Origin of the sequence: Agromyces sp. SYSU T00194, from assembly GCF_040496035.1 — a bacterium.
Lineage (GTDB): Bacteria > Actinomycetota > Actinomycetes > Actinomycetales > Microbacteriaceae > Agromyces > Agromyces chitinivorans.
In genome coordinates, this window is record NZ_JBEPJZ010000002.1 from 553,506 (window position 1) to 572,904 (window position 19,399).

Consider the following 19,399-nt stretch of genomic DNA (forward strand, 5'->3'; position numbering starts at 1 on the left):
GCGCCCGCTACTCGTCGAGCGCGAGCTCCTTGGGCAGCTCGAAGTCGCGGCTGGCGAGCTCCTCGACGTTCACGTCCTTGAACGTGAGCACGCGCACCGACTTCACGAACCGGTCGGCACGGTAGACGTCCCACACCCAGACGTCCTTCATCGTGAGCTCGAAGTAGAAGTCGTGCTCGGTGTCGCGGCGCACCAGCTCGACCTCGTTCGCGAGGTAGAAGCGGCGCTCGGTCTCGACCACGTACTGGAACTGCGACACGATGTCGCGGTACTCGCGGTAGAGGGCAAGCTCGACCTCACGGTCGTAGTCCTCGAACTCGTCTTCATCCATCGCAAGTCATCCTACGCCGAGGTCGAACAGCGGCGGCGCCTCCTGGGCACGTTCCGGATGCAGCCAGGTGCGCCGGTGCAGTGCGTGCGGGCCGTGCTCGGCGATCGCGGCGAAGTGGGCGCGGGTCGAGTAGCCCTTGTTCTCGTCCCAGGCGTAGTGCGGCGTCTCGTCGTGCGCCCGCCGCATGCCCGTGTCGCGGTGCACCTTGGCGATGACGGATGCCGCCGACACCGACGCGCAGTCGCGGTCGGCCTTGATACGGGTGATGACCCGGGACCGGCGCTGGATGTGCGCGCTCAGCCAGTCGTGGTTGCCGTCGAGGAGCAGCGGTGCGCCCGTGGGCAGGTCGACGGATGCCGCCAGCGCCTCGTACGCACGGGAGCCGGCGAGGCCCAGGCAGGCCATGATGCCGAGCTCGTCGATCTCCGCGGCGCTCGCCTCGCCGACCGCCGACGCGCGCACCCAGCGCGCGGCGCGCGGCGCGAGCAGGTCGCGCCGGGGCTCGGGCAGCAGCTTCGAGTCGCGCAGGCCCGCGGGCATCCGGCCGATCGCATCGTCGATGACCACGAGGCCGACCGTGACGGGACCGGCGAGGGCCCCGCGCCCGACCTCGTCGCAGGCGAGCACGACGGGTGCGCCGTCGGCGAGCAGGCCGCGCTCCAGCTTCAGCGTGGGGACGTTGCGCGCCATCGGGTCACTCCGGGTCGGGGATGCCTGCGAAGACCTCAGGATAGTCGCCGAGCCACGACCAGCGGTCGATCGGCCAGCTGATGACGAACGCCCGGCCCACGAGGTTCTCGACGGGGACGAAGCCCTCGCCGGGAGTGTCGGTGTTGTACCGCGAGTCCTTCGAGTTGTAGCGGTTGTCGCCCATCACCCAGAGTGAGCCCTCGGGCACGTCGACGGCGAAGTCGTCGCCCGACGCCTCCGTCTCGCCCTCGGGCAGCACGATGTACGGCTCGTCGATGGGCACGCCGTTGACGCTGATCTGGCCGAGCGCGTTGCAGCACTCGACGTGGTCGCCCGGCAGGCCGATGACCCGCTTGATAAGGTGGTCGTTGCTGTCGGACGCCGACAGCCCGACGATGCCGAGGAACCAGTCGACGGCGGCCACGAGCGGGGGCTGCTCGGGTTCGGGGCGGGCCGTGAGCCATCCGCCCGGGTCCTCGAACACCACGACGTCGCCGCGCGAGAGCGGCATGAGGTCGGGGACGAGTTCGTTGACGATGATGCGGTCGTCGACGAGGAGCGTCTCCTCCATCGACTGCGACGGGATGTAGAACGACCGGATCAGGTAGGTCTTGATCAGGAACGAGACGAGGACCGCGACCACGAAGATGACGAGCAGGTCGCGCACGAACAGCAGTGCGCCACGGCGCCGTCGCCCCCGTGCCTCGTCCGCCCGCGGCGGCGAGTCGATGTCTTCAGTCATTCACCCCTCGAGTCCCCCGACCCAGTCTAGGGTCGGGGGACTCGGCCGATCGTGTACCCGGTCAGGGTGCGGTTCAGGACTCGCGCTTCTCGCGGATCTTCGCCTTCTTGCCGCGGAGGTTGCGGAGGTAGTAGAGCTTGGCGCGACGCACGTCGCCGCGGGTGACGACCTCGATGTGGTCGATCACCGGGGAGTGCACCGGGAAGGTGCGCTCGACGCCGACCTGGAAGCTCACCTTGCGGACCGTGAAGGTCTCGCGGATGCCCTCGCCCGAGCGGCCGATGACGACGCCCTGGAAGACCTGGATGCGCGAGCGGGTGCCCTCGATGATGTTCACGTGCACCTTGACGGTGTCGCCGGGGCGGAACTCGGGGATGTCGGAGCGCAGGCTGGCCGCGTCGACGGAATCGAGGATGTGCATGATGAGTCGCTCTCTGTGCCCGCCACCGGTCGAACACGGTCATTGGAAGTGAAGTGATGGGTGCCGCCTCGCCGGGCGCTCCTGCGCCCTGCGCACTCCCCGGAGGCAGAGACGTGCGGCAGCACAATCGACCATTCTGCCATGCCCGCGGCGGAACGGCAAAGCGGATGCCGCGGGCGGAACGCCTACGACGGGTCGCGCACCTCGTGCACGATGATGACGTCGCCGTCGTCGGGGCCGCGGCGCGGGCCCGCGCCGGCCTGCGGGGGCCGCTGGCCCGCCGGTGGCGGCATCTGCGCCTGGCGCTCGAACTCGGCGAACGTCGCCTGCGCGCGGCGCGCGCCGTCGCGCAGGAGCTGCCACACGGCCGACCAGAAGGCGGCCAGTGCGAGCAGCACCGCGAAGACGGCGAACGTGCCCGCGTACGGGCCCGACAGGCCCACGCCGATGAGCGCGAGGTGCCAGGCCGACATGATGCCGACGTCGACCCAGGAGACGGCGCGCTCGAGGCGCGCGGTGGGCCTGGCGGCGGTGATCGCCGCGACCACGATGAGCGACAGGAACGACGCGGGTGCCGCGATCAGCAGGCCGAGGATGCCCCAGGCGCTCTCGCCCCAGATGCCCCAGCCGACGAACAGCCAGGCGGGAAGGACGAACGCGGCGATGAACTGCCAGCGGTAGAAGGCCCTCCGGAGGAACATGCAGCCAGCGTAGTCGCCGTGGCTGGGCGTGCGCTCGGCGTTCGCCCAGCGCGCACCCGACAGAATGGAGGCGGAAGGGAGAGCCGTGATCGAACTGAGGACTCCGGCCGAGATCGAGCAGATGCGGCCGGCGGGCCGCTTCGTGGCATCCGTCATCGACGCGATGCTGGCCAAGGCCGCCGTGGGGGTGAACCTGCTGGAGCTCGACGCGCTCGCGCACGAGATGATCCGGAAGGCCGGTGCGGAGTCGTGCTACATCGACTACCACCCGTCGTTCGGGGCCAGCCCGTTCGGCAAGGTGCTCTGCACGTCGGTCAACGACGCCGTGCTGCACGGACTCCCCCGCGACTACCGCCTGCGCGACGGCGACCTGCTGAGCGTCGACTTCGCCGCCGCGGTCGACGGCTGGGTCTCCGACTCGGCCGCCTCGATCGTCGTGGGCACGCCGCGCGACGCCGACCTGCAGCTCATCGAGACCACCCGGCGCGCGCTCGACGCGGGCATCGCCGCGGCGACCGTGGGCAACCGCATCGGCGACATCTCGGCGGCCATCGCGCAGGTGGCCCGCGCCGAGGGCTACTCGATCAACACCGACTTCGGCGGCCACGGCGTCGGGCGCACCATGCACGGCGACCCGCACGTGCCGAACGACGGGCGCCCGCACCGCGGGCTGCCGCTGAAGCCCGGCCTCGTCATCGCGATCGAGCCCTGGTTCCTCGAGACCACGGACCGCATCTTCACCGACCCCGACGGCTGGACCCTCCGCAGCGCCGACGGCTCGCGCGGCGCGCACTCGGAGCACACGGTCGCGATCACCGAGGACGGCCCGATCGTCCTGACCGCGCGCGACTGACGCGCGGGCGGCCGCGGTCAGCCGGGCCGGCCCGATTCGCGCACCAGCACGGTCGCGTCGTCATAGCGGTCGAGCACCAGGTCGACGAGTGCGGATGCGACGGGCTCGCCGGGCACGATGAGCGGCGGCGCGACCAGGTCGGCGCCCGCCGTGGCGACCGCGTCGTTGAAGTGCCCGGGCGCGAGCAGGTACGTCGCGACGACGACGCGGGACCCCGCGTGCACCTCGCGCACCATCTCGATGGCGTCGTGCAGGCGCGGCATGGCCGCCGCGATGAAGCCGACCGTGACGGGGCGACCGAGGCGCGCCGCGAGCAGGCGGCCCGTCTCGAAGCACTCCCGCACCGCCCGCGGGTCATTGGAGCCTGCGGCCGCGAGCACCACGGAGTCGCCCGGCATGAGGCCGCTCGCCTCCAGGCGGTCGACGAGGACGTCCACGATGCGGGAGTCGGGACCGAGTGTCGCGGCCATCGCGACCTCGGTCGAGCTCACCTGGTCGAGGCCCGCCGCGAGCCCGGTGCGCACGTGGTAGCCCGCGGAGAGCACCAGCGGCACGATGACCGCGTCGGGCGCGTGCACGCTGCGTGCCACGGCCGATGCGACGTCGGTGTGCTGGGCGTCGACGAACCCGATGCCGACGTCGAGGTCCTCCCGCCGGCTGGCGACCGCGTCGACGAGGCCGATGATCGCCGCACGGTTGTCGGGCGAGGGCGAGCCGTGGGTGACGGCGAGGAGCGTGAGCGGCGGGGTGTCGCCGTCGGAGTCGATGGTGTGCGTCGACTCCTCCCCCGCCATTCCGGCCCGCCCTTCCGTCGCCCTGCACGCGTGCTCTCGCGCGTCTCGAAACTATGAAAGGCGTGTTTCGGGTTGAGCACCCGGATGTTTCCGGCGCGTGAATCCTCCCCGGTTCGGGGGGCACGCGAGCGCCGCCCGTGCGCGTCGCGAGGAACGCGGGGGGCGAGCGATGCCCGCCCGCCGGTGGACCCCGTGGCCCGTCAGGCCTCGTCGGCGAGCAGGTCTGGGCGCACCCGGCGCGTGCGCTCGACGCGCTGCTCGTGGCGCCAGGCGGCGATGGCGGCGTGATTGCCGCTCAGCAGCACCGGCGGCACCTCGAGTCCGCGCCACTCCTGCGGCTTGGTGTAGCTGGGGTACTCGAGCAGCCCGTCCTCGTGCGACTCCTCGACGAGGCTCTCCGGGTTGCCGACGACGCCGGGCACGAGCCGGCCGACGGCCTCGATCATCGCCATCGCGGCGACCTCGCCGCCGTTCAGCACGTAGTCGCCGAGGCTCAGCAGCCGCACCGGCATGCGCTCGGCGTAGTGGTCGACGACCCGCTGGTCGATGCCCTCGTAGCGTCCGCAGGCGAACACGAGGTGGTCGAGCTGTGCGAGCTCGCCGGCGATCGCCTGCGTGAACCGCTCCCCCGCGGGCGACGGCACGACGAGGGTCGGCACGGCGCCGCCGCTCGTGGCCGCCTCATCGAGGATGGCGTCGAGCGCCTCGCCCCAGGGCTCGGGCTTCATGACCATGCCCGCTCCCCCGCCGTACGGGGTGTCGTCCACGGTGCGATGCCGATCGTGGGTGTGGTCGCGCAGGTCGTGCGCCCGCACGTCGAGCAGCCCCGCGGTGCGCGCCTTCCCGAGCAGCGACACGTCGAGCACCCGGAAGAACTCCGGGAAGATCGTGACGATGTCGATGCGCATCGCGGGTCCTAGTCGGTGTCGGGCGACGCGTCGTCGGCGGTCGCCGAGGCGTTCGGCTCGCCCGGGGCATCCGTGGCGCCCGGGGCATCCGTGGCCGGCACCTCCGCCTGCTGCGGACCCCGCGGCTCGTCGGGCAGCTCCTCGAGCAGGCCCGGCGGCGGCGTCACCGTGACGGTGCCCGCCTCGACGTCGACCTCGGGCACGATCGCCGACACGAACGGCACCATGACCTCGCGGCCGCCGACCGTGATCACGAGCAGGTCCTGGGCGGGCAGGTGGTCGACGTGCTTGACGGTGCCGATGCGCTCACCGTCGCGGACGACGGCGAGGCCGACGAGCTGGTGGTCGTACCACGCGTCGTCCTCGGGCTCGTCGTCGGCGTCCTGCTCGACCCAGAGGATCGCCTTGATGAGGGTCTCGGCCGCCGTGCGGTCGTCGACGCCCTCGAAGAACCCGACCGCATGCCCGTTGTACCAGCGCAGCTCGGTCAGCGTGAGGTGCTTGCCGTGCCACGGGCTCGAGTCGGGCACCTGCAGCGAGAACTGCGCGCCCGGCGTGAACCGGCGCTCGGGATCGTCGGTGTAGAGCTCCAGCTTGATGGCGCCCTTGAGGCCGTGCGCCTTGGTCAGCCGACCGACGCGCAGCTGGGTGCGCGGCGTGGACGCCACGTCAGCGGTCGGTGTCGACGACGTCGACGCGGACGCGTCGGCCGTCGGCGAGGGCGGTCACGAGGGTGCGCAGGGCCTTGGCCGTGCGACCGGCGCGGCCGATGACCCGGCCGAGGTCCTCGGGGTTCACGTGGACCTCGAGGACCTCCCCGCGCGTCGACGAGGCGGTCACGACGCGAACGTCGTCGGGGTGATCGACGATCCCCTTGACCAGGTGTTCGAGCGCGGGTGCCAGCACGGGCCTACGCCTCGTCCGCTGCGGACTCGTCGGCCGCCTCGGCAGCCGGCTCCGCGGGCTTCTCGGACTTGGGCTTCAGGACCGTCTTCTTCGACTCGTCGGCCACGAAGGCGGCCTTCGGCTCGGCGGTCCTGACGGTGCTCACGGCCTTCTTGTCACCCTTGAAGGTGCCCCAGTCGCCGGTGAGCTTGAGGATCGCGAGGACCTGCGGGGTCGGCTGGGCGCCGACGCCGAGCCAGTACTGCGCGCGCTCGGAGTCGACCTCGATGAACGAGGGCTCCTCGGTGGGGTGGTACTTGCCGATCTCCTCGATCACGCGACCATCGCGCTTGGTGCGCGAGTCGGCGACGACGATGCGGTAGTACGGCGCCCGGATCTTCCCCAGGCGCTTCAGACGGATCTTGACAGCCACGATTCTCCCGTGTGTGTTGTAGTGAGACGAACTGACAGCCGTGAGCGTGGGGTGCACACTCGGCGGAAGCTCTGATTCGTTCCGGGTGCCGGATAGAGGGTCGGGCACGTCGGAACTCGACAGACCATTCTTGCAGATTTCGGCAGGATCCGTGAATCGGCGACGGATGCCGTGCGGGCGTGACCGGAGCGGCGCCGACGTGCGACGATGGCACCATCGCGGTCGCCGCTCGGCGGCCCGGGAGGAGCACTTCCGCGCACATGGAGGATCGCAGCGACGGCCCGCCCCCGATCCCGTTCGCGGAGTCGGCGCGGTCGACCGTGGGCATCGAGTGGGAGGTCGCGATCGTCGACCGCCACTCGGGCGAGCTCGCCCCGGTCGGCGACCGGGTGCTGGCGGTGCTCGCCGAGCGGCCCGACGACCCCGTCGCATCGCGGATCACCGCCGAGCTGCTGCGCAACACGGTCGAACTCGTGACCGGCGTGCACGAGCGGGTCGCCGATGCCGTGGCCGACCTGGAGGAGCAGCTCGGCGTCGTGCGCCGCGTCATCGACGACCTCGGCGAGTACGAGGTCATCTGCGCGGGATCCCACCCGTTCGGCCGCTGGTTCCAGCAGGCGGTGACCGACAAGCCCCGCTACCACAAGCTCATCGAGCGCACCCAGTGGTGGGGCCGCAACATGATGATCTGGGGCATCCACGTGCACGTCGGCATCGAGGACCGCGACAAGGCGCTCCCGATCATGGACGGCCTCATGCGCTACATCCCGCACCTGCAGGCACTGTCGGCGTCGAGCCCCTACTGGGCGGGCGTCGAGACCGGCTACGCGTCGAACCGCGCCCTCATGTTCCAGCAGCTGCCGACCGCGGGGCTCCCCTATCCCCTGCCCGACTGGGCCGCGTACGAGCGCCACGTCGACGACCTCGTGCGCACGGGCATCATCGAGGAGCAGACCGAGGTGCGCTGGGACATCCGCCCCTCCCCGCGCTGGGGCACGGTCGAGGTGCGCGTGTGCGACGGCGTCTCGACCTCCGCCGAGATCGGCTCCATCGCCGCGCTCGTGCAGTGCCTCGTCGAGTGGATGAGCACGCGGCTCGACGAGGGCGAGACGCTGCCGGTGCTGCAGCCCTGGTACATCCGCGAGAACAAGTGGCGCGCGGCGCGCTACGGCATGGACGCCCGCGCGATCGTCGACGTCACGGGCGCCCAGCGCCGCGTGGTCGACGATCTCGAGGAGCTCCTGCCCGTGCTCGCGCCGATCGCTCGGCGGCTCGGCTGCGCCGCCGAGCTCGACGGCGTGCGCACCATGCTCGCGCACGGCGCGAGCTACCAGCGGCAACTGCGGGCCGCGGCCGAGGCCGACGAGGACCTCACCGCCGTCGTGCGGCATCTGGCCCGCGAACTGCGCGAGGGCGTCGCCGGCCAGCAGTGACGCGGGTCCCCGCCCGCCGCCTCAGGCCGGGATGCGCCGCGTGCGGATGAGCTCCGCGTACCAGCGCGCGCTGTCCTTCGGGATGCGCTCGAGCGTGTCGTAGTCGACGCGCACGATGCCGAACCGCTTCGAGTAGCCGTACCCCCACTCGAAGTTGTCCATCAGCGACCAGACCTGGTAGCCGCGCAGGTCGACGCCACGGGCCATCGCCCGGTGCGCGGCCGTGAAGTGCCGGCGCAGGTAGTCGATGCGGTCGACGTCGTGCACCCGCGGGCCGTCGTCGCCCTGGACGACCTCGTCGGCGAACGCGGCGCCGTTCTCGGTCACCATCAGCGGCGTGCCGGGGAACTGCTCGTGCAGCGAGACCAGCAGGTCCTCGAGGCCCGACGGGTCGATGTTCCAGCCCATCTCCGTGTACGGGCCGGGCTGCACGAGGAACTCGACGTCGCCGGCGCCCGGCCACGCGGTGCCGCCCATGTCCTTGTGGCCGTCGGCGACGACCTTCTCCCCGGCGCCGTCCCACATCCGCACCGTCACGGTCGAGTAGTAGTTCACGCCGATGAGGTCGACCGGCTGGTGGATCAGCTCGAGGTCGCCGTCCTGCACGAACGCCCAGTCGGTGACCTCCGCCGTGTCCTGCATGACGTCGGCGGGGTACGAGCCGCGCAGCATGGGGTCGAGGAAGACGCGGTTCGAGAGGCCGTCGATGCGGCGCGCCGCCTCGGGCCCGGTCGGCCCGTCGGGCCGGATGACGTGCAGGTTCAGCGTGATCGAGTACTCGGGGTCGTTCGTGACGACGCTCCGGAGCGCCCGCACGGCGAGCCCGTGGGCGAGGTTCAGGTGGTGCACCGCAGCGAGGGCCTCCGCGCCGTCGGTGTGGCCCGGCGCGTGGGCGCCCGACCCGTACCCGAGGTACGCCGAGCACCACGGCTCGTTCAGCGTGGTCCACACCTCGACGCGGTCGCCGAGCCGCTCGCCGACGATACGGGCGTACTCGGCGAACGCGAACGAGGTCTCCCGGCTGGTCCAGCCGCCCGCGTCCTCGAGCGCCTGCGGCAGGTCCCAGTGGTACAGCGTGGCGATGGGCCGGATGCCGCGCGCGATGAGTCCGTCCACGAGCCGGTCGTAGAACGCCAGCCCCGCCTCATTGGCCGGCCCCGTGCCGGTCGGCTGGATGCGCGGCCAGGCGATCGAGAAGCGGTACGCCTCCAGGCCCAGCTGCGCCATCAGGTCGAGGTCGTCCTCGACACGGTGGTAGTGGTCGCAGGCGACGTCGCCCGTGTCGCCGTTCCAGACCTTGCCCGGCGTGTGGCTGAACGTGTCCCAGATCGACGGCCCGCGGCCGTCCTCGGTCGCCGCACCCTCGATCTGGTAGGCGGCGGTGGCCGACCCGAAGACGAAGTCGGGTCCGAACTCCAGCCCGCTGTCGCGGTAGTCGGCACTCGGCGTGGTCATGTGCATTCCCCCTTCCCGGAGCGGTTGCACCCGCCCCGGAGATACGTCACGATGCGGCGTTCCGCCGCGCTGCCCCGGTCGCGTCAGCCGCGCCCGAGGAACTTCTGCAGCGCCTGCAGGTCCTCCTCCGAGGGTGCGCCCGTCGCACCCGTGCCGCCGCCCAGGCCGAAGCCCGAGCCGGAGGGTGCGCCCGACGGCGCGACCGGCCGACCCTCGGCCAGCGCGGCGTTCTCCGCGGCGCGCTTGGCCGGGTTGCCCGAGCGCGAGCCGGAGGGCTTCTTGCCGCCCTTGCGGCGCTTGCCCTGGCCGTGCCCGCCGCCACCCGGCATGGGACCCATCCCGGGGATCTGCGGCGTGCCGCCGCGGGCGACGGTCTTCATCATCTTCGCGGCCTGCTCGAAGCGCTGCACGAGCTGGTTCACGTCGGTCACGGTCATGCCCGAGCCCTTCGCGATACGCAGTCGCCGCGAGCCGTTCAGGAGCTTCGGGTTGGTGCGCTCGGCAGGCGTCATGGACTGGATGATCGCCTCGGTGTGCACGATCTCGCGCTCGTCGAAGTCGTCGAGCTGCTGCTTCATCGAGCCCATGCCCGGCAGCATGCCCATCATCTTCTTGAGGTTGCCGGCACCGCGCAGCTGCTGCATCTGCTTCAGGAAGTCGTCGAGCGTGAACTGCTCGCTCGCGATCTTCTCGGCGACCTTCAGCGCCTCCTCCTCGTCGAAGGCCTGCTGGGCCTGCTCGATGAGGGTGAGGATGTCGCCGAGGTCGAGGATGCGGCTCGCCATGCGATCGGGGTGGAACGGCTCGAAGTCGTCGAGCCCCTCGCCCGTGGACGCGAAGATGATGGGGCGACCGGTGACGGATGCCACGGAGAGCGCCGCACCGCCGCGCGCGTCGCCGTCGAGCTTGGAGAGCACCACGCCCGTGAAGTCGACGCCCTCTTGGAAGGCCCTCGCGGTCGCGACCGCGTCCTGGCCGATCATCGCGTCGATGACGAAGAGCACTTCGTCGGGGTTCGTCGCCTTCCGGATGTTCGCGGCCTGCTTCATGAGCTCCGCGTCGACGCCGAGGCGGCCCGCGGTGTCGATGATGACGGTGTCGTGCTGGGCGCGGGTGGCCTGCGCGACGGCGTCCTTCGCGACCTTCACCGGGTCTCCGACGCCGTTGCCCGGCTCGGGCGCGTAGACGGTGACGCCGGCCTGCTCGCCGACGACCTGGAGCTGGTTCACGGCGTTCGGGCGCTGGAGGTCGGCGGCCACGAGCATCGGCGTGTGGCCGTCCTTCTTCAGCCACTTCGCCAGCTTGCCGGCGAGCGTGGTCTTGCCGGCGCCCTGCAGGCCGGCGAGCATGATGACGGTCGGCGGTGTCTTCGCGAACTGCAGGCGGCGCTGCTGGCCGCCGAGGATCTCGACGAGCTCCTCGTTGACGATCTGCACGACCTGCTGCGCCGGGTTCAGCGCACGGTTGACCTCGTCGCCGAGCGCGCGCTCGCGCACCTTCGCGGTGAACTCCTTGACGACGGGCAGCGCCACGTCGGCCTCGAGCAGCGCGCGCCGGATCTCGCGGACGGTGCCGTCGACGTCCGCCGCGGACAGCTTGCCCTTGGTGCGGAGGTTCTTGAACGTCTCGGCAAGACGGTCGGACAGGGTTCCGAAGGTAGCCATGGTGGCTGCAAGTCTACGCGAGACGGTGGGGCGGATCGGCCGCCCGCTGCCGCCTCAGGACTCGAGCACGACGTCGACGACGTCGGAGTCGCGATCGACCGTCGCGATGAGGCGCGCGTCGTTGTCGTCGGCGGCGAACGAGTACTCGAACACGGCGAACGCCTCGTCCTGCCCGCCGTTGGCCGGACGGAACTCGACCCGCTCCAGCACCAGCGAGCGCAGGATGTCGATCTCGCGGTCGCCCGACTCGCGCGCGATCGCGTCCTCGATCTCCTCGGCCTCGAGCACCTCCTGCACGAGCGCGAGGAACCGCGACGTCGGCGTCGAGGCGCGCGCCAGCTCGGCGACGAACGCCTCGCGCACGTCGGCGTCGAGGTCCTCGATGCCGCTCACCATGCCCGCGGCGACGTCCAGCGCCTCCTCGGCGGGCTCGTCGTCGTCGACCTGGAGGACGACCTCCACCGACTGGTCGCCGCAGTCGACGACCTCCGACCAGTAGGACCCGCCGTCACCGCCGACGACGCCGAAGTACTCGTGCTCGATGGACATCTCCACCCCCTGCTCCGACGCTACTCCCCGATGAGGTTCTGGGCGAAGACGTGCGGGGTGAAGCCCGTCAGGTCGCCGATGCCCTCGCCCTGGCCGATCAGCTTGATCGGCAGGCCCGTGCGGTCCTGCACGTTCAGCACGAACCCGCCCTTGGCCGACCCGTCGAGCTTGGTGATGACGAGGCCGGTGACGCCCGCGTGCTCGATGAAGGCCTGCGCCTGCGCGAGGCCGTTCTGCCCGGTGGTCGCGTCCAGCACGAGCAGCACCTCGGCGACGGGCGCCTGCTTCTCGACCACGCGGCGCACCTTCGCGAGCTCGTCCATGAGCCCGCCCTTGGTCTGGAGGCGCCCCGCGGTGTCGATGAGCACGATCTCGATGCCGTCGCGCTTGGCCCGCTCCACGGTCTGGAACGCGACCGCGGCCGGGTCCTGCCCCTCGCGCTCGGGGCGGACCACCTCGGCCCCCGCGCGCTCGGCCCAGGTCGCCAGCTGGTCGACGGCGGCCGCGCGGAACGTGTCCGCCGCGCCGACGACGACGCTGCGCCCGTAGGTGCCGAGGAACCGGGCGAACTTGCCGATCGTCGTGGTCTTGCCGACGCCGTTCACGCCCACCACGAGCACGACCGCGGGTCGTTCGCTGAGGCGCAGGGTGGGGTCGTACTTCGACAGGCGCTCCTCGATGGTCTCGCGGAGCATCCGCTGCACGTCGCGCGGATCGGTCGTGCGGTAGCGCTCGACCTGCGCCTGGAGGTGCTCGACGATCTCCTCGGTCAGGTCGGGACCGAAGTCGGCGGTGATGAGCGCGGTCTCGAGGTCGTCCCAGGTGTCCTCGTCGATGACCCGCGCCTGGAAGACGTTGCGGAGCCGGGCGCCGAGGGACCACGATGCGCGTTCTGCCATGGCCACCAGCCTACGGTCTCGGACCGCAGGCGCCGTCCGTGCGCGGGCGGCTCAGGCGCTCGCGCGCTCCTCGCGCACGCGCTGCCCGACGACCGCCGAGACGCCGTCCTGGCGCATCGAGACGCCGTACAGCGCGTCGGCGATCTCCATGGTGCGCTTCTGGTGGGTGATGACGATGAGCTGGCTGTCGTCGCGGAGCTCCTCGATGACCGTCAGCAGGCGCCCGAGGTTCGCGTCGTCGAGCGCCGCCTCGACCTCGTCGAGGATGTAGAACGGGCTGGGGCGCGCCTTGAAGATGGCGATGAGCAGCGCGACCGCGGCGAGCGACCGCTCGCCGCCCGAGAGCAGCGAGAGTCGCTCGATCTTCTTGCCGGCGGGCTTGACCGAGACCTCGATGCCGCTGGTGAGCAGGTCGTCGGGGTCGGTGAGCGCGATGCTGCCGGTGCCGCCGGGGAACAGCACCGGGAACACCTCGCCGAACGCGGCGCGGGTGTCCTCGAACGCGGCCTGGAAGATCGAGACCATCTTGCGGTCGATCTCCTCGATGATCGTGACGAGGTCGGCGCGGGTCTTCGTGAGGTCGGCGAGCTGCTCGGTGAGGAAGGCGTGTCGCTGCTCGAGCGCGGCGAACTCCTCCAGCGCGAGCGGGTTCACGCGCCCGAGCTGCGCGAGCATCCGCTCCGCGCCCTTCAGGCGCCGCTGCTGCACGGCGCGGTCGAACGGCGCGTCCTCGCCGTCCTCCTCGTCGCTCGGCACCGGCTGGTCGGGACCGTACTCGTCGGCCAGCACGTCCTCCGCGAGGCCGAGTTCCGACTGGGCGCGCTCGAGCAGCGACGAGACATGCAGCTTCTTCTCGTAGATCTGCAGCTCGAGCCCGTGCACGTCCTCGGTGATCGACTGCAGGCGCTCGCGCACGCTCGCCTCGTCGCGGCGCAGCGCGTTCAGCTCCTCGTTCTGGCCGGCCCGTTCCTCCTCGGCCCGTGCCAACCGGATGCGCGCCTCGGACACGGATGCGTCGACGGACGACAGCACGGCGGGCAGCGCGTCGGCGACCCGTCGCGCCGCCTCGTACTGGCGGCGCCGGATGACCGCGCGACGCGCTGCCTCCTCCGCCTGGCGGCGCTCGGCCTCGCGCCGGCGCTCGAGCCCGGCGATGCGGCCCTCCTCGCTCCGCACCCGCTCGCGCGCGGTCTCGAGCGCGAGCCGGGCCTCGACCTCCTGCTCGCGCGCAGCCTCGAGTGCCGCGGCACCGGCGTCGCGCGCCGACAGGTCCAGCACGGGTCGGGGCGTCGCACGCGCGGCCTCGAGCGCGTCCTTGGCAGCGACCGACGCCTGCTCGGCCTCGGCGACGCGCTCGGCCGCGGTGCGGGCGGACTCGGCGAGCCGCTCGGTCTCTGCGGTCGCCGCGTCGGCCGTGACGCGCGCCTTGTTCAGCTGCTCGGTCTGGGCGGCCAGCTGGGCGTCGTACTCGCGGAGCGCGGTGAGCGCCTGCGCCGACTGCTGCTTCGCGGTCTCGTGCGCGCTGCGCTGCTCGCCCAGCTCGAACCGTCGCCGCTCCAGCTCGGAGCGCACCTCGCCGAGGCGCGCGTCGGCGGCGTCGCGCTCGGCGATCAGCTCGATGCGGCTCCGCCCCTCGCCCGAACCGCCGCGGATGACGTAGCGGCCGATCACGGCGCCGTCGCGCGTGACCACGGTGACGTCGTCGGCGTCGAGGGCCGCCGACGCCGCCCGCACCGCGTCGACGTCGTCGGCGATGACCGTGCGGGCGAGCAGCGCCGCGACGCCGGGCGGGCCGGTGACGACGGATGCCGCGGGGGTGAGCCCGTCCACGTCGGCGACCGCGGGCGCCGTGGTCGCCTCGGCGAGCGCGAGCTCGACGCGCCCGAGGTCGTTGCCGCGCGCGTGGGCGAGGGCGTCCAGCGCCGCATCGCGATCGTCGACGAGCACCGCGTCGGTGAGGGTGCCGAGCGCGGCGGCGATCGCCGCCTCGAAGCCGGGTTGCACCTGCACGTGCTCGGCGAGGAGGCCGCGCACGCCGGGCCGGCCCGCCGCCACCAGCGCCGCCGAGCCGTCGCGCTGGTCGAGCGCCAGCGAGAGCGCGCCGACCTTCGCGGTCAGCGCGTCGCGCTCGCGCTCGCGCACGTGCAGTGCCTCGCGGATGCGCTCGATCTCGCCCTCGGCCTCGAACACGGCCGCCTGGGCCAGCTCGTACGCCTCGTCGAGGTCGGTCTCGCCGTCCTGGCTGAGTGGGGCGTTCTGCTCCAGCTCGGCGAGCGCGGTCGTCGCGATCGCGGCGCGGTCGGACGCCGCGGCGAGCGCGTTCTCCTGGCGGAGCACCTCGCCGCGCACGGTCGCGAGACGCGAGGCGGCGGTGTCGGCGCGCCCCGAGAGGGCCGCGAGCTCGAGGTCGTAGCGGGAGACGGCGGCGCTCTGCGCGGCGACGTCCTCGTCGGTGGCGTCCAGTGCGTGGCGCGCCGCGACGGTGGCGCGCTGGGCGTCCTCGAGGCCGGTCGCCGCGGCCTGGACGGCGGCGCGCACCTGCTCGAGCTCGGCCCGCGCGTCGTCGATGGCCGCCTGCGAGACGGTCGGGGCGGCATCCGGCTCCTCGGCGTCGCGGCCGAGCAGGGCGAGGCGCTGGTTCGCCAGCGTGTGCAGCCCGCGCAGGCGCTCCTGCGCCGACTCGAGCGTGAACCCGACGCGGCGCGCGTCGTCGACGGCGACCGACTGCTGCGCCTGCTCCAGGCGGGCGACGCGCGCCTGCCGCTGCTCGAGCTGGTCCTGCAGCACGAGCCGCTCCGAGTGCCGCTCCGCCTCGGTGCGGGAGTGGGCGTCGAGGGTGCGGCGGAGGCCCACCACCTCGTCGGCGAGCAGCCGCGCACGGGCGTCGCGCACGATCGCCGCGATCGATTGCGCCTGGCGCGCCACCTCGGCCTGACGTCCGAGCGGCTTCAGCTGCCGGCGGATCTCGCCCGCCAGGTCGGAGAGGCGGGTCAGGTTCGCCTGCATCGCATCGAGCTTGCGGAGCGTCTTCTCCTTGCGCCGCCGGTGCTTCAGGATGCCGGCGGCCTCCTCGATGAAGCCGCGCCGGTCGTCCGCGCTCGCGTGCAGCACGTTGTCGAGCTGGCCCTGGCCGACGATGACGTGCATCTCGCGGCCGAGCCCGGAGTCGCTGAGGAGCTCCTGCACGTCGAGCAGGCGGCACGCCTCGCCGTTGATGGCGTACTCGCTCGTGCCGTTGCGGAACAGGGTGCGGCTGATCTGCACCTCGGTGTACTCGATCGGCAGCGCGCCGTCGCTGTTGTCGATCGTGAGCGACACCTCGGCACGCCCGAGCGGCCCGCGGCTGGAGGTGCCGGCGAAGATGACGTCCTCCATCTTGCCGCCGCGGAGGGTCTTGGCGCCCTGCTCGCCCATGACCCAGGCGAGGGCGTCGACGACGTTCGACTTGCCGGAGCCGTTCGGGCCCACGACGCAGGTCACGCCGGGCTCGAAGGCGAAGACGGTGGGCTGTGCGAAGGACTTGAACCCCTTGAGGGTCAGGCTCTTCAGGTACACGTGCTTCCCCCGGTTGACGAACCGCGACCCGTCCGGCCGGCGGATCGCCCGCGACTACGGTACCGGACTCTTCCCCGCGATCCGCGCAGGCGATAAGCTCGTCGGCTGCGCGGTCGCGCGGCGGGACGGAGCGGTCGATGCGGATCGAGCGGGTGCACGTGCCCGAGCGGCTGGGCACGGCGGATGCGGCGGGCTTCGAGCGGTACGTCGCGCTGATGCGCGACGTCGAGGCCGAGCTCTGGGGGCACGACGACCTCACGCAGGACGCGCGCACGGTACTCCCCCGCTATCGCTCCGAGTACGTGCGGCGCGTGCCGCTGCTCGCGCTCGACGGCGACGACGCACTCGGTGCCGCCGTCGTGGAGTGGGAGCCGGGCGAGGACGCCGAGACAGCGATCCTCTACGGCCTGGTTCCGTCGGCGGAGCGGCGCCGGGGCATCGGCTCCTGGTTGCTCGCCGAGTGCGAGCGCATCGCGCTGGAGGCGGGTCGCCGCGTGCTCATCAGCTGGAGCGACCACCCCGCCGCCACGCTCGACGTGGACGGGCCGCGCCTCGGGGCATCCGTCGGCGACGCGGTCGTGCCCGCCGCCGACCCGCGCGCGGCCTTCTTCACCCGCCACGGCTACAAGCTGGGGCAGGTCGAGCGCATGAGCGTGCTCGACGTCGGGGCCGGCGACGTGCCGGAACCCGAGCCCGCCGCGGGGTACCGCCTGGTCACGTGGTCGGGGCACGCGCCCGACGAGCTCGTCGACGCGTACGCGGCGGCGAAGACCCGGATGGCGCTCGACGTGCCTGCAGCGGACCTCACGATCGACCCCGAGCACTGGGACGCCGACCGGGTGCGCACCTTCGAGGGCCAGCGCGCCGAGAGCGGCGACGGGCTGCTGGTCGCGGCCGCGGTGGCCGAGGACGGCGCGGTCGCCGGGTACACCGAGCTCGAGCTGCCCCACGACAAGTCCTGCGCCTACCAGGGCGACACGCTCGTGGTCGCCGCCCACCGCGGCCGAGGCCTCGGCCTGCGGGTCAAGCAGGCGAACCATCGCGCGCTGGCCGAGACCGCGCCGGAGCGGACGCGCGTCTACACCTGGAACGCCGACGAGAACGCGCACATGCTCGCCATCAACATCGCGCTCGGGTTCCGCACGGCCGCGTACTCGGCGGCGTGGCAGCGTCGGGTCGACGACGGGGCCCCGGGGCTATGACCCGGAGAACATCCAGCGGGCACTGCTCCGCTCCGCGACCGCGCGAAGCGACGCTCCGAGGGTGCCGACGACCGTGACCTCGGCGTCCGAGATGCGGGCCAGCGGATCGATCTCGTCCATTCCACGGCAGTGGAGGATCCCCAACTCGCGGATCGGCAGCGCCGGCAGCGTCGCGACGCCCTGGACCAGTCCGACCCGCGCGAGCGACACGATCCGCAGTTCGGACAGGTCGCGGAGCGAACCGAGATCGAAGCGCCGAGCGCCCTCGATCACGAGTTCCGACAGGCGGGATTCGGGGCCGTCGACTGCGATGGACGACACGTTGCGGGCAGCGGTCAGGGTCAACGACGTGAGCGAGGCAGGAAGCCTGGGGAGGGAGCCGCGCCAGGTCTCGGCGAACGACGCGTGCGCGAGCGCCGGGGCGTCGAGCACGGACTCGAAGCCCTGCAGGAGCCCCGAGTAGCGCTCCAAGTGCGGCAACGACGACAGATCGGTCTCGGGCGCTCCCGGCACGGTGAGTTCGAGATCGCGCAGCGAACCGAGACCGGAGACCGACCGGGTGTCGAGATCCACGCCGACGATGCCGAGGCTCGTGAGGCCATGGAAGTCGCGGAGGAACTCCAGCCCCGCGGCTTCGCGGGGAACCGAGACGAGGTGCACTCCGAGTCCCGTCGCGAGGATCTGTCTCCGCTCCCGCGACGTGGGAACGCGGCCCTCGAACACCGCGACGGGAACGCGATCCGCGGGAGCCTCGCGGATGACGAGGTCGCCGCGGCGGTGGAAGAAGGGCAGACCGAGCACGTCGACGGGATCCCGGAGCCGTCAGGCGACCCTGTCGCCGCCGAAGAAGTCCGCCACGCCGGTGGTGCTCGAGCTGACGTCCCAGAGGAGCCGCTCGCCGTCGGGGTCGCGCTCCGGCGGCAGCAGGACGGCGGGGCCGGGCTCGCCCCGCCCGGCGGGACCGAAGAACTGCCCGCCATCGACGCCCGGTTCGAAGGACGCGCGGAGGATGCCCATCGTGCCGTCCTCGACCGAGTGGGCGACCCGGAGCGTGCGTCGCAGGATCGCGCGGTCGAGGAGGCGCGTGCCGCCCGCGCCAGCGGCCTTCGCCTGCAGGCCCGAGTCCGTCGGCCCCGGATGGGCGCAGACCGACTTCATGCCACGCAGGCGGTCGGCCTCGGGCATGCGGTCGGAGAGCGCGTAGGTGAAGAGCAGGTTCGCGAGCTTCGACTGCTGGTACCTCCGCCACTTCCCGAACCCGGGGAACCCGTCGCCGCCGAGGTCACCGCCCCGGGGTTCCAGGTACTCGGCGCGCAGCGGCGCCCCGCGGCGTGCACCGCTCGAGTGGTTGACGACGCGGGCCTCCCCCCGTGCCTCGGCCGCCGCGGCGAGCAGCGGCCAGAGCAGGGACGTCAGCAGGAAGTGCGAGAGGTGGTTGGTCTGCATCTGCACGTCGCATCCGTCTGCCGTGGCGACGTCGGCGAGCCCCATCACGCCGGCGTTGTTGCAGAGCACGTCGATGCCGTCGGGCACCGACTCCGCCACCTCGGCGGCGGCCCGGCGCACGCTCTCGAAACGCTGCAGGTCGCACGCGATCGGCACGACCTCCGCACCGGCCACCTCCAGCGACGCGGCGGACGCGGCCGCCCGCGGCGACGGGCGGTTCAGCAGCACCACGCGCGCGCCGAGGGACGCCGCCGTCGACGCGAAGACCGCGCCCGTACCGCTCGTGGTACCGGTGACCGCCACGGTGCGGCCCTCCAGGCGTGGGAGCCCGGCCACGACGTCCGCGAAGTGCTCGGGCTCGTGAGTCGGGTGCTCGGGTGGGGTCATCTCGGTTCCGTCCCGGTGGTGTGCGGAGCGCTGCAGGGTCGAACGCCTGCG

General features: G+C 72.3%; 20 protein-coding genes. 3 read left to right on the forward strand and 17 right to left on the reverse strand.

Features of this window, described 5'->3' with window-relative positions; genetic code table 11:
* Window positions 1–7 precede the first annotated feature (7 nt).
* The 5 genes from ABZK10_RS15395 to ABZK10_RS15415 all read right to left on the reverse strand — a co-directional run bounded on the left by ABZK10_RS15395 (window position 8) and on the right by ABZK10_RS15415 (window position 2,885).
* Window positions 8–331, reverse strand: coding sequence for a DUF2469 family protein (locus tag ABZK10_RS15395; RefSeq protein ID WP_353810167.1), 324 nt, complete (start codon window positions 329–331; stop codon window positions 8–10).
* Window positions 332–337: 6 nt separating this feature from the next.
* Complete coding sequence (gene rnhB / locus ABZK10_RS15400) at window positions 338–1,021, reverse strand: ribonuclease HII (protein WP_353810168.1); 684 nt, start codon at window positions 1,019–1,021, stop codon at window positions 338–340.
* 4 nt (window positions 1,022–1,025) lie between these two features.
* The gene (gene lepB / locus ABZK10_RS15405; RefSeq protein WP_353810169.1) at window positions 1,026–1,763 is read right to left on the reverse strand and encodes a signal peptidase I; all 738 of its coding nucleotides are present in this window, start codon (window positions 1,761–1,763) and stop codon (window positions 1,026–1,028) included.
* A 73-nt stretch (window positions 1,764–1,836) separates the two neighbouring features.
* Window positions 1,837–2,184 carry a 50S ribosomal protein L19 gene (rplS, locus tag ABZK10_RS15410; protein WP_353810170.1) on the reverse strand — a complete coding sequence of 116 codons (348 nt, stop codon included), beginning with the start codon at window positions 2,182–2,184 and terminating at the stop codon, window positions 1,837–1,839.
* Between the two features lie 185 nt (window positions 2,185–2,369).
* Window positions 2,370–2,885: a hypothetical protein gene (locus ABZK10_RS15415; protein ID WP_353810171.1), complete on the reverse strand. Its 516-nt coding sequence runs from the start codon at window positions 2,883–2,885 to the stop codon at window positions 2,370–2,372.
* A gap of 85 nt (window positions 2,886–2,970) precedes the next feature.
* Here ABZK10_RS15415 and map point away from each other — a divergent pair, with 85 nt between their 5' ends.
* Entirely contained in the window at window positions 2,971–3,738 is a 768-nt protein-coding gene (gene map, locus ABZK10_RS15420; protein WP_353810172.1) for a type I methionyl aminopeptidase, read from the forward strand.
* A gap of 17 nt (window positions 3,739–3,755) precedes the next feature.
* Here the strand turns inward: map and ABZK10_RS15425 are convergent, their stop codons facing one another.
* From ABZK10_RS15425 to rpsP, 5 genes are all read right to left on the reverse strand, one after another.
* Window positions 3,756–4,532: a sirohydrochlorin chelatase gene (locus tag ABZK10_RS15425; RefSeq protein ID WP_353810173.1), complete on the reverse strand. Its 777-nt coding sequence runs from the start codon at window positions 4,530–4,532 to the stop codon at window positions 3,756–3,758.
* 200 nt (window positions 4,533–4,732) lie between these two features.
* A complete protein-coding gene (gene trmD / locus ABZK10_RS15430) occupies window positions 4,733–5,440 on the reverse strand; it encodes a tRNA (guanosine(37)-N1)-methyltransferase TrmD (protein ID WP_353810174.1) in 708 nt (235 codons plus the stop codon).
* A gap of 8 nt (window positions 5,441–5,448) precedes the next feature.
* On the reverse strand, window positions 5,449–6,108 hold the full coding sequence (gene rimM / locus ABZK10_RS15435; protein WP_353810175.1) for a ribosome maturation factor RimM: 660 nt from the start codon (window positions 6,106–6,108) through the stop codon (window positions 5,449–5,451).
* A gap of 1 nt (window position 6,109) precedes the next feature.
* Window positions 6,110–6,346: an RNA-binding protein gene (locus ABZK10_RS15440; RefSeq protein ID WP_281886214.1), complete on the reverse strand. Its 237-nt coding sequence runs from the start codon at window positions 6,344–6,346 to the stop codon at window positions 6,110–6,112.
* A gap of 4 nt (window positions 6,347–6,350) precedes the next feature.
* Entirely contained in the window at window positions 6,351–6,758 is a 408-nt protein-coding gene (rpsP, locus tag ABZK10_RS15445; protein WP_353810176.1) for a 30S ribosomal protein S16, read from the reverse strand.
* A gap of 260 nt (window positions 6,759–7,018) precedes the next feature.
* Here rpsP and ABZK10_RS15450 point away from each other — a divergent pair, with 260 nt between their 5' ends.
* Window positions 7,019–8,191: a glutamate--cysteine ligase gene (locus ABZK10_RS15450; RefSeq protein ID WP_353810177.1), complete on the forward strand. Its 1,173-nt coding sequence runs from the start codon at window positions 7,019–7,021 to the stop codon at window positions 8,189–8,191.
* A gap of 21 nt (window positions 8,192–8,212) precedes the next feature.
* Here ABZK10_RS15450 and ABZK10_RS15455 read toward each other — a convergent pair whose 3' ends face one another.
* The 5 genes from ABZK10_RS15455 to smc all read right to left on the reverse strand — a co-directional run bounded on the left by ABZK10_RS15455 (window position 8,213) and on the right by smc (window position 16,313).
* Entirely contained in the window at window positions 8,213–9,646 is a 1,434-nt protein-coding gene (locus ABZK10_RS15455; RefSeq protein WP_353810178.1) for a GH1 family beta-glucosidase, read from the reverse strand.
* 83 nt (window positions 9,647–9,729) lie between these two features.
* The gene (ffh, locus tag ABZK10_RS15460) at window positions 9,730–11,310 is read right to left on the reverse strand and encodes a signal recognition particle protein (RefSeq protein ID WP_353810179.1); all 1,581 of its coding nucleotides are present in this window, start codon (window positions 11,308–11,310) and stop codon (window positions 9,730–9,732) included.
* A gap of 54 nt (window positions 11,311–11,364) precedes the next feature.
* Window positions 11,365–11,859 (reverse strand): DUF2004 domain-containing protein, encoded by a 495-nt coding sequence (locus ABZK10_RS15465; protein ID WP_353810180.1) that lies wholly within the window; start codon window positions 11,857–11,859, stop codon window positions 11,365–11,367.
* Window positions 11,860–11,879: 20 nt separating this feature from the next.
* The gene (gene ftsY / locus ABZK10_RS15470; protein ID WP_286309692.1) at window positions 11,880–12,758 is read right to left on the reverse strand and encodes a signal recognition particle-docking protein FtsY; all 879 of its coding nucleotides are present in this window, start codon (window positions 12,756–12,758) and stop codon (window positions 11,880–11,882) included.
* 51 nt (window positions 12,759–12,809) lie between these two features.
* Window positions 12,810–16,313 carry a chromosome segregation protein SMC gene (smc, locus tag ABZK10_RS15475; RefSeq protein WP_353810181.1) on the reverse strand — a complete coding sequence of 1,168 codons (3,504 nt, stop codon included), beginning with the start codon at window positions 16,311–16,313 and terminating at the stop codon, window positions 12,810–12,812.
* 137 nt (window positions 16,314–16,450) lie between these two features.
* On the opposite strand from smc, the gene ABZK10_RS15480 reads away from it, so the two are divergent.
* Complete coding sequence (locus ABZK10_RS15480) at window positions 16,451–17,515, forward strand: GNAT family N-acetyltransferase (protein WP_353810182.1); 1,065 nt, start codon at window positions 16,451–16,453, stop codon at window positions 17,513–17,515.
* Here the strand turns inward: ABZK10_RS15480 and ABZK10_RS15485 are convergent.
* Together ABZK10_RS15485 and ABZK10_RS15490 are read right to left on the reverse strand one after the other, a co-directional pair.
* Window positions 17,510–18,316, reverse strand: coding sequence for a hypothetical protein (locus tag ABZK10_RS15485; protein WP_353810183.1), 807 nt, complete (start codon window positions 18,314–18,316; stop codon window positions 17,510–17,512). The genes ABZK10_RS15480 and ABZK10_RS15485 overlap by 6 nt on opposite strands.
* A 21-nt stretch (window positions 18,317–18,337) precedes the next feature.
* A complete protein-coding gene (locus ABZK10_RS15490) occupies window positions 18,338–19,348 on the reverse strand; it encodes an SDR family NAD(P)-dependent oxidoreductase (protein ID WP_353810184.1) in 1,011 nt (336 codons plus the stop codon).
* Between the last annotated feature and the right edge of the window lie 51 nt (window positions 19,349–19,399).